Annotated in this window: 9 protein-coding genes; 1 reads left to right on the top strand and 8 read right to left on the bottom strand. The window is 60.2% G+C overall.

Annotation, left to right across the window (positions count from 1 at the left end):
* Positions 1-8: 8 nt before the first annotated feature.
* The 6 genes from ACIPR4_RS20540 to ACIPR4_RS20515 form a co-directional block, all read right to left on the bottom strand.
* Positions 9-2,951 carry a glycosyl hydrolase family 28-related protein gene (locus ACIPR4_RS20540; RefSeq protein WP_013570594.1) on the bottom strand — a complete coding sequence of 981 codons (2,943 nt, stop codon included), beginning with the start codon at positions 2,949-2,951 and terminating at the stop codon, positions 9-11.
* A 49-nt stretch (positions 2,952-3,000) separates the two neighbouring features.
* Complete coding sequence (locus ACIPR4_RS22315) at positions 3,001-3,429, bottom strand: MerC domain-containing protein (protein WP_083811974.1); 429 nt, start codon at positions 3,427-3,429, stop codon at positions 3,001-3,003.
* Between the two features lie 44 nt (positions 3,430-3,473).
* The gene (locus tag ACIPR4_RS20530) at positions 3,474-4,664 is read right to left on the bottom strand and encodes an MFS transporter (RefSeq protein ID WP_013570592.1); all 1,191 of its coding nucleotides are present in this window, start codon (positions 4,662-4,664) and stop codon (positions 3,474-3,476) included.
* A 417-nt stretch (positions 4,665-5,081) separates the two neighbouring features.
* Complete coding sequence (locus tag ACIPR4_RS20525; RefSeq protein ID WP_013570591.1) at positions 5,082-5,990, bottom strand: glycoside hydrolase family protein; 909 nt, start codon at positions 5,988-5,990, stop codon at positions 5,082-5,084.
* Positions 5,991-6,170: 180 nt separating this feature from the next.
* A complete protein-coding gene (locus ACIPR4_RS20520) occupies positions 6,171-7,376 on the bottom strand; it encodes a cytochrome P450 (RefSeq protein WP_013570590.1) in 1,206 nt (401 codons plus the stop codon).
* A 21-nt stretch (positions 7,377-7,397) separates the two neighbouring features.
* Positions 7,398-8,600, bottom strand: coding sequence for a cytochrome P450 (locus ACIPR4_RS20515; RefSeq protein WP_013570589.1), 1,203 nt, complete (start codon positions 8,598-8,600; stop codon positions 7,398-7,400).
* Positions 8,601-8,874: 274 nt separating this feature from the next.
* Here ACIPR4_RS20515 and ACIPR4_RS20510 point away from each other — a divergent pair, with 274 nt between their 5' ends.
* The gene (locus tag ACIPR4_RS20510; protein ID WP_049781064.1) at positions 8,875-10,911 is read left to right on the top strand and encodes a M3 family metallopeptidase; all 2,037 of its coding nucleotides are present in this window, start codon (positions 8,875-8,877) and stop codon (positions 10,909-10,911) included.
* A 195-nt stretch (positions 10,912-11,106) separates the two neighbouring features.
* On the opposite strand, the gene cobO is transcribed toward ACIPR4_RS20510, so the two are convergent.
* Entirely contained in the window at positions 11,107-11,652 is a 546-nt protein-coding gene (gene cobO / locus ACIPR4_RS20505; protein ID WP_041586226.1) for a cob(I)yrinic acid a,c-diamide adenosyltransferase, read from the bottom strand.
* Between the two features lie 10 nt (positions 11,653-11,662).
* Positions 11,663-12,160 carry a 23S rRNA (pseudouridine(1915)-N(3))-methyltransferase RlmH gene (locus tag ACIPR4_RS22310; RefSeq protein ID WP_013570586.1) on the bottom strand — a complete coding sequence of 166 codons (498 nt, stop codon included), beginning with the start codon at positions 12,158-12,160 and terminating at the stop codon, positions 11,663-11,665.
* Positions 12,161-12,295 lie beyond the last annotated feature (135 nt).

Genomic DNA, 12,295 nt, shown 5'->3' with positions numbered 1-12,295 from the left:
TCGTTCGTCTATTTCAGGCGAACGCTATAGAGCGAGGTGCGCGCGAGGATGTAGAGGGTCTTGTTGTCGGTGCCGCCGATGGCGAGCGCGATGGGGCGTTCGGGGACCTCCAGCATGCCGACTTCATCACCTTCGGGGTTGTAGAGATAGATCTGGCCCTCAGCGATGTAGACGTTGCCATGTGCGTCCGAGGTAACGCCTTCTCCACCCCGGTCTGCGAAGAGGTCGAGATCGGTGAGCGTGCCGTCGGGAGCGATCACGGTGGAGTAGGTCTTGTGTTCGGACTCGTCGGAGATATAGAGGACGTCGCCCGTCTTCACTTTGGTGAGCGAGAAGCCGCGAAGGATGTCTTCCATCTTGATGCCGTAGTAGAGCGAGCCTTTAATGAAGTCGTCGCCCGCGGGAAGGAAGGTGGTGCCGTCGGGTGAGACGAAGTGCCACGCCTTTTTGACCGGCACGCCTTGCTTGAAGTCGTTCTCAAAGCGCCAAAAGTCTACGGGAAGGATGGCGGTCTTGCCCGGTTCTGGTTTGGATGGGACGGGCTTGAGCGTTTGGAGCTCGGCCTTGGGATCGCTGACCTTAAGCGCGTAGACGGTTCCGGTGCCGGTGTACGAGGTGATGAGCAGGTTGCCCGCGTGATCGAAGGCAAGGTTGGCGGGGTCTATGGGTGCGCTTGCGTCGCGGAGGGTCTCCGCCTTCTTCGTTGTCGCGTTGTAGCGGTAGATGTGCTGCGTGTGCGGGTCGGTGAAGTAGAGCGTTCCGTGGGGATCGACGGCGGGGCCGGAGATGTTGAAGAAGCCTGTGGCCAGCTTTTCGACCGCGCCTGCGATGAAGGCTGGCGGAGCGGCTGGTTTGGTCGCGTCGGACTCATCGCCCGTCAGTGTGAGAGAGGCGATCTCGCGCTGGCGGATGGTGATGCGGTGGCTTTCGTCCAGAAGCGCGTTGTTGAAGGAGACCTTCGAGTCCGAGTAGATGTGCATGTTGCGGAAGCGGATGTTCTTCGAGTTGGTCACGCGCACGGCCGTCTCCGAGGGTTGGAAGCTGGAGACGACGCGGTAGGAGTGGAAGTTGGCGAAGGTGAGGTCGTGCGAGTTGCTGATCTCGATGGGCAGGGTCGCGCCGCCTTCGCCGCGCTCTTCTTCGGTCTGCAGGGCGTAGATGCTCCAGTTGGCGGCGTGGTCGAACTTCACCTCGTTGCGGACGTGATGTTCGGAGGAGAGCTCGTAGATGTGTCCCGGTGTGGTGGTGTTGGAGACGAGCAGACCTGCCGAAGTGAAGGTGCTCGGCGTCCAGATGTTGGAGAAGGTGCCGCCGCCGTTGTTGGTGATCCACAGGCTGGGCGATTGTGTGTCCCACTTGCGCGCGGGGTTGGGGTCGGCGGAGTGGTCCTGGTTGTAGATCTGGTTGGGTGAGCCGTCGGGGTTCTGTGTGCCGTGGCCGCCGAGGAAACGCGTGTCGGACATGAGCGAGTTCACGCCGGACTCCCACAGCGCGGCGACCGCGCGGTTGTTCTGCCCGTTGGTGGAAAGGCCGATGCCGGAGACGATGTTCGCTCCGCCCGCGGGCGCGTGGATGAGGGCCTTAGGCGCGCCGGGACCGTTGAAGGCAGGCGTTCCGTCGGCAAGGAAGATCTGCGTGCGCGACGGATGCAGAGCGACGAGGACGGTGTCGGGTTTGAGTTCCAGCGTATCGCTCACGAGGTAGTAGCCCATGGGAACGTAGATGGTTTTGTGTTCGGCAATGGCCTTCTGGAAGACGGCGGTGTCGTCGGTATGGCCGTCGCCCTTTGCGCCGAGGTCGCGAATGTTGACCCAGGTCGAAGGCGATGGAAGCGCGGTGAGAGCGGGCACGAGAGGTTTGGGTGCGAGGGCGAGGCCTTCGGCGTGGATGGTGCTCTTGATCTCGCCGGGGTCTTTGCCGTCGGCCATGATGAGGCCCGAGGTGAAGGAGCTGATGAGATAACTTCCGTAGGGCTGGCCGGGAATCTCGCGTTTGGATTCGCGCAGAAAGGCGAGCTTGGGGACGTTGGTGGCGATGACCTCTTCCAGGTTGATCTCGGTGCGCGGGTTGTTCTCGTTGGAGATGACGATAGCCGGACCGGAGAGGTCCACGAGACGCGAGCCACGGATCCAGAGTTCATCGGAGTAGCCGGGATCGATGGAAACGGCGGTGGGAACACTTGTGAAGGTGTCGTGGATGAGGGTGAGACCTGCCTCGTGTTCCTTGATGGCGGCTTCGCGTTGATGGTCGAAGCTGCTGTCGATCAGTGTGAACTGCCAGCCCGGCGAGGGCTTGCGCGTCATGATGCCGTAGGTGCCGCCGTGGAAGTGGAGGTCTTCGGCCTCGTTGCCTACGTCGTGAATGCCCGCGAGGCCGGAGCCGATGCGGAAGTCCATGTGGGCCATATAGCAGTGCTGCGCGATGTGGAAGCGGATACCGACGGCAGAGGGGTTGCCGCTGCCGATTTCGAGGTCGACGTTGCTGATGGCGGAGTAGAAGGTGCCGGGGTTGCCGTCGATGATGCCCGGCGCGGGGGGCACTGTGCCGGGAAAGGGCGTGTCCAAGCCCTGGCGATCGCGGCCGTCGCCTTTGCGTCCGCCGGTGAAGAAGAGCATGTATCCCATGCCCTTCTGATAGCCGGGGGTGTTTGCCGGAAGAAGGAAGGTGGGGCGCGTGGCTCCATAGCCGATGACGCGCACGCCGGGCCAGACATAGACGGTGTGCGTGATGCGATAGGTCCCTGAGGGGACGAAGACGATGCCCTGGTGACGTGGCGTCTGCTGCACGGTATCGATGGCGGTTTGCAGAGCGGCGGTGCTGTCGACGCTGGCACTCGCGGGCGCGGGGACGTAGACGGCTTCCGCGTCGTTGAGGCGCGTGGGGTAGTAGCTGGTGCTTTGCGCGGCTGCCGCGGAAGCAACAAGAGTAAGGGCCAGAGCTAGCGTCTTCATTGCAATTGAAGATACATGGCGCGCGCGGTGCTGGCATGCGGTCTTTGTCTTAGTGGTTACTAGTGCATATGCAGGAGCGGCAGAAGGTGTGATTTCGCCGATGGGCTGCCACCATAAGGAGGCTGCCGAGCATGGTTACGAGAACCTCCGCTGCATGGGATGGAAGCGTCTCTCCACAAAAGGCAGCGAAGGCGATGCAGCCCAGACCGCCCGCCATCAGGCCGAGCACCTGCCAGCGGCGATGCCTGCGAAAGCCGTAGAGCAGGGCGATGGCTCCCAGAGCGGCAACCAGAACGGCGAGTGAGCGATGGGTGTGTTCTTCCGACGGAAGGCAGTGCGCCGCGACTGCAGAACCGGAGAGCAGCACCGGAGCCAGCGCGCAGTGCACGAGGCAGAGTGCCGAGGTCCACGTGCCCAGCCGGTCAGCCCAAAAGGGCTGTTTACGAAGAGAGCCGATGGCTTGAGAAGAAGACAACATCCCTCCATTCTAAAGCGAAATCATTCTCATTAGTGCATTTCTCGTTAGTGCATATGGAAGGAGCTTCTGTCGAAGACAAGGTCCGGCTCGCTGAGCTGGGTCTTGTCCAGATGGCGCGCGGCCAGGGCTAGGAGCAGCACGAGCACGATCACTCCGGCGGCAACGAAGGGCAGCGAGCGATAGCTGTATCCCGCCGTGAGCACAAGGCCTCCGAGGCTTGCGCCCAGGGCGTTCCCGAAGTTGAAGGCGCCCTGATTCAGCGTGGAGGCAAGGTTCGGCGCGGCCCTTGCCTTCTCCACGATGCGGGCTTGCAGAGGCACGGCGGCGGCAAAGTGAACGAGTCCCCAGACGAAGACCGTCAGGGCGATGGGAAGGGCGTGCGGCTCGACGAAGGGCATCACCAACAGAACGGCCATGACCAGCGCCATGCCGCCGAGGATGGTGGTCATCTGCCGCCAGTCGCTCAGCTTGCCTCCGACAATATTCCCGATCGTGATGCCCGCGCCGAAGAGCACGAGCACCCACGTGATGGCGTTTGGCGCGAGATGGGTGACCGTGCCCAGCATGGGCGCGATATAGGTGAAAACCGTGAAGAGGGAGACCGAAGAGAGCGTGCTGAGGGCCAGCACGACCTGCACCTTCGGCTTCAGGACCGTGGTCAACTCGTGCCGCAGGCGGACGGGTTCCGAGGCCTGTTCCGGGACAAAGAAGATCAGTCCCAAAATGGCGAGGATCCCAACCGGCAGCAGAGCGACAAACGAGTAACGCCAACCGAAGGCATGGCCCAGGGCGGTTCCGGCGGGAACGCCAAGAACGTTTGCCAGCGTAAGACCGGTGAACATCATGGCGATGGCCTGCGAGCGCTTCTCTTTCGGAACCAGATTGGAGGCCACGATACTTCCCGTTCCGAAGAAGGCTCCGTGGCAGAGCGCGGTCAGGATGCGTGCGGCGAGTAGAAATCCAAAGGTAGGCGCGAGTGCGCAGGCCAGGTTGCCGAGCACGAAGATCCCCATCAGAAGGACGAGGGAGCGCTTGCGCTCTACCCGGGAAAGTGCCAGTGCGACGAGAGGCGAACCGATGGTGACGCTGATGGCATAGGCAGAGACCAGCAGACCGGCTTTGGGAATGCTGACGGAGAAGCTGCGCGCAAGGTCCGGCAGCAGCCCCATGATGATGAACTCGGAGGTCCCGATTCCGAAGGCCGAGGTTGTAAGAGCGAGGATTGATTTGCGCATTGTGTTTGGGTTCCCCTGATGGCAGAGAATCCGCGCGGCGAAGACTCTGCCTCATGATAGCGATACCGGGTGTCGGGTCAGCTTTGCGCATCCCACACGTCGCAAAGCGGGCGATGTTTTGGGTTTCCGGTTTAGGGTTTTCTTGAGGGATCTGGTTTGTGCGCTTTGCGCGGCACGGGATTGTTTTGTTTGTCATCCCGTAGCGCAGTGAAGGGATCTGCTGTTCGTCTGGATTGCTCTTCGAGCGAACGATGCGCTTTGCGCATAACCCATGTCCCAAAAGCGGGACATGGGGCACCCGTGTTTTGGTTTTGGGAAGGATCTGGTTTGTGCGCTCCGCGCGACCCCACCCTTTCGCAAGAAGCCGCGAAAGAATGGGGCACAAAGTGCGGTGTGGTGTCGCTATTAGGCTTGTACTTACTGGGCTGGCGGTGCCGAAACAGGCAGTGAAAGATAGAGCGTTCCGAGTGGGGTCAGTTGTCCCGATGCGCCGAGCAGGCTGGTGAAGTGTGGGTCGGGACTGATACGTCCTGTGAACCAGGCGTAGCGAAAGACATCGCTGCGTTGTTCGCAGGTTGCGACCATCTCGGTCATCTGGGTTTCCTGTTTCGCCAGGGTATTGATCTGCGCACCATCGTTTTGACTGTGCCAGTTGGCCATCTCGGTCACCCAGAAGGGCTTCCCGTATTTGGTGAGGCGATCCAACTGGCCTCCCAGGCCGTAGTCGTACCAATGGAATCCGAGGAAATCGATGCGGGGTGCACGACCTCCGTTGGCTGCCTCGTAAGCCGCATAAAAAGCATCGAGCCAAACGACGGGGTCGGAGAAGCCCGGCATCGTTCCCCAGTTCATTTGAGGTCCCACGATCTGGACGCCGGTGTCCGCTGCGATTGCCTCATACTGCGGCCACAAGGTCGCAGCCGCTTGCGGGGTCATGTTGGCTTGATCTGTCAGGTTCGGCTCATTGAGGACCATCAGGTACTTTATGTTCGGATTTGCTTTGAGGAAGTTTTCGATCGCCATTTTGTTGAAGTTTCCGTTCCATAACATCGGAAAGAAATCCATCCCATAGCGCGTGGCGTAATCCGCTGGAACAGAGGCGCTGGGTGTAGAACTCCAGTCGTACCACCAGCTCACTCCCGGAGAGAGTGCCGCGAGGTCGGCCGGATCGGCCAGGTTATACGCGATGCCACGCTTCACGCTCTTGGTCGTTGAAGCAGTGCTGTCCGGCGTAGCGGAAGGGCCAGAGCCATGAAGGGCCAGGCTTGTCGAGAAAGCGAAGAGAAAGATACCGCAGGCTCTTAAAATGAACGGAGATTTTCTCATAGCACCTATCCTCACGAGCATGGAACGACGGTGCAGTTATAGCGGATTGAGTCAGTGAGATTGTCAAAGTTAGAAGAAAAACGCAAAAGAAACTGTAACTCCTTGGCCGCTGAATCTCATTTTGGAATTCAACGGTCCTTGGGACAAAGGCGTTTCTCGCTGAAAAGATTGGTCTTCTCTCTAGACAGTGACCCAGAGTGACTCAAAGCCATGGAAACTTGGAGCGAGCTTGCGCTTTGGGGGGCGGGCGGGATCGAGTGCAAGCTTCGGGAAGCGCTCCAGCAGTAATTTGAATGCGATCTCTGCCTCTGCCCGCGCCAAGGGAGCTCCCAGGCAAAAATGGGCTCCGCCGCCAAAGGAGTAGTGGCGCTGATTTGTGCGCTCTATGTCGAATGTATGAGGGTCCTCGTGCAAGGCGGGATCATGATTGGCCGCATCCAGCATCAAAGAAATGCTTTGTCCCGCATGGAAAGGACAGCCATCGATGCGGATCGTGTCTGTAGTCACACGGTTAACGCTCGTGATGGGCGAATCGTACCGGAGTATCTCCTCGATGGCGTGGGGTAACAGCGCAGGGTTCGCACGTAACTTTTGCAACTGTTCCGGATGCTGGAGCAGGGCCACCACGCCGTTCCCTATCAGATCGGTCGTCGTCACATTGCCCGCAAGCAGAAGAAGGTCACAGGTACTCAGGATCTCCCATTCCGTGAGTTGGCCCTGTTCCTCCGCTGTGATGAGAGAGCTAATAAAGTCATTGCCTCGCGTGGTGCGGCGCGCGTCTACAACCTTTTTGAAATAGTCAATGCCCCAATCTCTTCCCCGCATCATGTCGGCCTTTTGCTGGGGTGTGGGGGCAGGATTAAAGCTCTGCAGCATGGCAATCGACCATTGCATGAACTCCGCGAGATAGACGTCATCTACTCCCAGGAACTCGGCAATCACGGTGATGGGCAAAGGTCTTGCGAACTCTTCGATCAGCTCGAAGGAAGTGCGTCCCACGAGCGTATCCAGAATGACGGTTGTGATCTCTTCGATGCGGCCTCGCATCGCGTCGACGACGGTCTGATTGAAGACCTTTGCGACTGCGGAGCGGACGCGTTTGTGATCTGGATCGTCCATGCGCAACAAGCTGGGCTTGTAGTTTTCATCCACCCAGAAGGTGCGACGCGCGTAAGCGTCCGGAAGAGTTTTCCTGGGGTCGCATGGTATCTGCCTGTCCTGTAAAATCTCACCGACTTCTTTGGCCCTGGTCACCAGGATTCGATTCAATACCGTGTCTCGGTAGACCGGATCGGTGGACCGCAGAGGGTCATACGTCGCATGAGGATTCTCGTTAAACTTCGGGTCGATCGGATTGATTACGGGTACTTCGGTTTGTTCGTTCATTTTCTCCTCTTTCGCCTTGGCTCAGACCGTGACCCAGAGCGAACTGAAACCGCGGAAGGTCGCTGCGATCTTCCGCACCGGCGGGCGACTCGGATCCAGTGCAAGCTTCGGGAACCGTTTCAGGAGCAGAGAGAACGCGATCTCCGCTTCGGCTCGCGCCAGAGGAGCGCCGACGCAAAAATGAGCGCCGCCGCCAAAGGAATAGTGACGCTTATTCTCGCGCTCGATGTCGAAGGCATGCGGGTTCTCATGCAGGGCGGGATCGTGATTGGCCGCATCCAGCATGGACGAGATCGTCTGGCCTGCGTGGAAGGGGCAGCCGTCGATACGGGTCGTCTCCGCGCTCACGCGACTGGTGACCGTGATGGGCGAATCGTAGCGCAGCATCTCCTCGACGGCCCCGGGCAGGAGCGCGGAATTGGCACGTAACTTTTCCATCTGCTCGGGGTGCTGCAGGAGTGCAAGGAGACCGTTCCCGATTAGGTCGGTCGTCGTCACGTTGCCCGCAAAGAGAAGAAGCTCGCAGGTGCTCAAGACCTCCCACTCTGTGAGTTGTCCTTTTTCCTCCGCCGTGATCAGCGAACTGATAAAGTCGGTGCCGCGCCGGGCCCGGCGCTCGTCCACGACTCGCCTGAAATAATCCTTGAGGTGCTGTTGTCCCCAGGCCAGGTCTACCAACTCCTGCGGTGTAGCCATGGGATTAAAGACCTGCGACAGAGCGACCGACCATTGCATGAAATCCGCAAGCGAGTCATTGCCTACGCCCAGGAGTTCGGCGATGACGGTGACGGGAAAGGGTCTTGCGAACTCTTCGATCAAATCGAAGGACGAGCGGTCTGTGAGCGGATTCAGGATGGCGTTCGCTAACTGCTCAATGCGGCCCTTCATCGCGTCCACGGAGACCTGGTTGAAGACCTTTACGACAGCGGAGCGAACACGCTTGTGGTCGGGATCGTCCATGCGCAACATGTTCGGCCTGAAGTTTTCATCGACGCGAAAGACACGACGGGCGTAGGCATCGGGAAGCGACTTCCTGGGATCGGCCAACGTCTCCCGGTCATTTAGAACTTCACCGACGTCCTTGGCCCTGGTCAACACGACGCGGTTCAACTTCGTGTCGTGAAAGATCGGTTCCGTAGCCCGCAGGGGATCGTAGATCGCATGAGGATTGTCCTGAAATGTTGGGTCGATCGGACTCGGCATAGCTACTGGGGACTGGTTCATGTTTCTCCTCTGCATGAGTCGTTCCAGGAAATCGCTTTTGACTCATGAGTGGGACACGCTGGTGTTCTGTTTTATTCCCGCTCCGTTTGTCATCCCGTAACGAAGTGCAGGGATCTGCTTTTGAGAGAAGCAGATCCCTGCGGGATGACAAAAGAAGAGAGGGCTTCCTTCAGGATCAGGTTTGTGCGCTCTGCGCGACCCCACCCTTTCGCCAAGAGCGCGAAAGAATGGGGCACGGAGTGGTATTCTCCGCGAACAGGAGTCGGAGATGCGGATGGCGGAGATTGTGGCGGGAGCAGTGTTGGCGACGAGTGCAGCGGGTGTGGCACAGGGTACGAGCGATCCTTTGCGGGTCTGGGTCGGGAATCCCGATGCGGCGGCGGTGCATGCGTGGGTGCAGGGGCATCTGGACGAGGCGGCCAGGCTGGAGGCGCAGTTGCTTGCGGTGAAGGGGCCGCGCACGGTGGAGAACACGCTGGCTCCGTTTGATGAGGCGACACGTGCTCTGGATACAGCGAGCAGTGGGCCGAGTCTGCTGAATAATGCATCGCCAAAGAAGGAGTTGCGCGATGTGGCCCAGATAGAGATTCAGCGCGTGGGCAAGGCCGGGGATGAGCTTTCGCTCAATCGCGCGGTGTATGAGGCCCTGCGGGCCGTGGACGTTTCGAAGGCCGATGCGCCGACGAAGTTCTATATGGAGAAGACGCTGCGGGAGTATCGTTTGGCGGGCGTGGACAAGGACGAGGCGACGCGCAACAAGGTGCGCGACCTGCAGGACAAGCTGACCGGGCTGGCGCTGCGCTACCAGCGCAACATCGCCGAGAGCGTAGCGCACATCGAGGTGAAGGATGTCGCCGAACTGGAAGGTCTGCCTGCGGATTACATGCATCGGCATCCTGCGAACGCGGAGGGCGTGATTACCATCACGACCGATGAGCCGGACTATCGCCCGGTGATGACCTATGCGAAGTCGACCGCCCTGCGGCAGCGCCTGTTTGCGGCGTACAACACGCGGGCGTATCCGGTGAATAAGGACCTGTTGCTGGAGGTTCTGGGTGTGCGCTCGGAGCTGGCGCACCTGCTGGGATTTGCCACGTGGGCGGAACTGGCGACGGCGGACAAGATGGTCGGCACGCCCGCGAACGTCCGTGTGCTGATCGATGAGCTGGACAAGGCGGCTCGCCCGGCGGCAGCGAAGGAGAAGGCGGAGCTGATCGCCTTTGCACAGTCGAAGGACAGCTCGATCACCGAGATTCCGGAGTACAGCTCCAGCTACTGGACGGAGCAGTACAAGCGCGCGACGTACGGCTTCGATTCGCAGTCGGTGCGCAGCTACTTCCCTTTTGCGCAGGTGCAGGAGGGTGTTCTCCATGCCGCTTCGCGGATCTTCCACGTCAGCTTTGTTCCGGCGAAGGATGCGGAGGTGTGGGACCCTTCGGTGACGGTCTTTGACGTGACGGACGGTGTCGCTCCCGGAGGAAAGAAGCTGGGGCGGATCTATCTGGACATGCATCCCCGCGCGGGCAAGAACAAGTGGTTCAACGCCAGCACGGTGGTGACGGGCAAGCGCGATGTGGCGCTTCCCGAGGCGCGGCTGAATGGCAATTTTGCAGGTGGAGAGGCGGGCGATCCCGGGCTGATGCAGTATGCGGACGTCGTCACCTTCTTCCACGAGTTCGGCCACATGATGCATGGCGTTCTTGGCGGTCACCAGGAGTGGGTGGGCATTGGGCCGTTCTCGGTGGAGTGGGACTTTGTCGAAGCGCCTTCGCAGATGCTGGAGGAGTTCTTCGCCAATCGCGCCGTGATCGATACCTTCGCCAAGGATGCGAAGACGGGCGCGTCGATGCCGAAGGAGCTCTTCGACAAGATGGTGAAGGCGGATGCCTTTGCACGGGGCATCTCGATCGAGCGGCAGTTGATGCTGGCGAACTTTTCGCTGACGATGCACGACCGCGCGCCGCAGACGGTGGACCTGGATGCCCTGCTGCACGAGGGTTACGTGAAGTACGCCGCGTTCACGGAGGCTCCGGAGAACCGGATGTACGCGACCTTCACGCACCTGATGGGCTACAGCTCGAACTACTACACCTACATGCAGAGCAAGGTGATCGCGCTGGATTTCTTCGCGCAGTTCGACGAGAAGAACCTGCTGGATGGACCGGCAGCGATGCGCTATCGCAAGACCGTACTGGAACCGGGTGGGAGCGTGAGCGCCAATACGCTGGTGAAGAACTTCCTCGGCCGACCGCAGAGCTATGACGCGGTGCGGAAGTGGATCAACGAGGAGTTCGCTGCTCCGGTTAAGTGAGGTAGTGGTTTGCAAAAAAAAGGCGGCACGCAGGAGTCCTAACGCGTGCCGCCACAGGAGAGCAGCCTGTGCAGTGAGAGGATGCATTCGCGCAGCCAATCTGCGGCTATTGTTTTCACGGGGTTGCGGCAAGCCGATTCGAGCGTTTGGTCACTCGCGACCACTCACCGTTCGCATGTGGACAGTTTTTACGTACTAGAACTCGATACCCTTTTGCGCGAGGATGCCTTTTTGATAGGCGTGTTTGACCTCGCGCATCTCGGTGACGGTGTCCGCCAGGGCGACCAGAGTGGGATGGGCGCTGCGACCGGTAAGGATGACGTGGAGCATCTCGGGACGGTCCTGCAGGACTTTGGCCACAACCTCTGGGTCGAGCATGCCGTAGCTGATGGCGTAGTTGATCTCATCGAGAACGATGAGGTCGTACTCGCCGGAGGCGATGGCTTCGGCGGAGACGCGCCAGGCGTCGGCGACGAGGGCGAGGTCTTCGGGATCGGCCTCCGCTCCACCGACCTTGACGAAGCCGCGGCCTAGCTGGCGGATTTCCATGTCCGGGGCAAGGCGGGCGATGCTGTCGAGTTCCCCGTAGTGCCAGGAGCCTTTCAGGAACTGCAGAACGAGGACGCGCATGCCATTGCCCGCGGCACGCAGGGCTGTGCCGAGCGCGGCGGTGGTCTTGCCCTTGCCTGGACCGGTGTTGATCAGGATAAGTCCGCGGCGCTGGGTCTCTGTCTGGTCCATGCCCATGATTCTAGTGGCCCAGGTGATAGGGGTGGCGAGCCAAAATGGTGGCCGCGCGATAGATCTGCTCGGCCAGGACCACGGCGGCGAGCTGGTGGGGCAGGGTCATGGGGCCAAGGGAGATGAGGTGGTCGGCGCTCTTAACGTCGGCAGGCGACCAGCCATCCGCCGGTCCGATGGCAAGGAGGGCGGATCGCTTGCCGCCATCGCGGAGCGACCCAAGCAGGTTGGCGAACTCCACCGAACCATACTGACGCCCGGTGCTGTCGAGCAGAAGGAGAACCGAGGCGGGCCTGGCGCGGAGGGCAAGGAGGTCGGGGACAGTCTTGAGGGGTGTCCACTCGGCGGGGATAAACGGGTTGGTCCTCTCTATGTAGTCGCGGGTGAGTGCGGCGAGAGGGGAGTTGCGCGGAGCGGAGTCGCGGATTGTGGCGAGGGTGATGCGCACAGGAATGAGAGTACGGGTGCGAGGAGATCTGTGGCAAAATATACAGATTTTGGTATCCATATGTGGATCATCGTAGATTCTGCGCCAGCCCAAGGGGGCATCTGGGCCTAAAGTCCTATTTATAGGGCTTTTATGTGAAAGCCGGGGTTGGTATGTGAAGTGCATTAGTGTGAACTACGCAAATACTGCTACGAC

Source organism: Terriglobus saanensis SP1PR4 (assembly GCF_000179915.2).
Lineage (GTDB): Bacteria > Acidobacteriota > Terriglobia > Terriglobales > Acidobacteriaceae > Terriglobus > Terriglobus saanensis.
This window is presented reverse-complemented; position numbering and strand designations above follow the sequence as displayed.

What these genes read in the sequence shown, in the direction of transcription:
- ACIPR4_RS20540 (WP_013570594.1), bottom strand. Translation starts at nt 2,951, where the DNA reads ATGAAGACGCTAGCTCTGGCCCTTACTCTTGTTGCTTCCGCGGCAGCC.
- ACIPR4_RS22315 (WP_083811974.1), bottom strand. Translation starts at nt 3,429, where the DNA reads ATGTTGTCTTCTTCTCAAGCCATCGGCTCTCTTCGTAAACAGCCCTTT.
- ACIPR4_RS20530 (WP_013570592.1), bottom strand. Translation starts at nt 4,664, where the DNA reads ATGCGCAAATCAATCCTCGCTCTTACAACCTCGGCCTTCGGAATCGGG.
- ACIPR4_RS20525 (WP_013570591.1), bottom strand. Translation starts at nt 5,990, where the DNA reads ATGAGAAAATCTCCGTTCATTTTAAGAGCCTGCGGTATCTTTCTCTTC.
- ACIPR4_RS20520 (WP_013570590.1), bottom strand. Translation starts at nt 7,376, where the DNA reads ATGAACGAACAAACCGAAGTACCCGTAATCAATCCGATCGACCCGAAG.
- ACIPR4_RS20515 (WP_013570589.1), bottom strand. Translation starts at nt 8,600, where the DNA reads ATGAACCAGTCCCCAGTAGCTATGCCGAGTCCGATCGACCCAACATTT.
- ACIPR4_RS20510 (WP_049781064.1), top strand. Translation starts at nt 8,875, where the DNA reads ATGGCGGAGATTGTGGCGGGAGCAGTGTTGGCGACGAGTGCAGCGGGT.
- cobO (WP_041586226.1), bottom strand. Translation starts at nt 11,652, where the DNA reads ATGGACCAGACAGAGACCCAGCGCCGCGGACTTATCCTGATCAACACC.
- ACIPR4_RS22310 (WP_013570586.1), bottom strand. Translation starts at nt 12,160, where the DNA reads ATGGATACCAAAATCTGTATATTTTGCCACAGATCTCCTCGCACCCGT.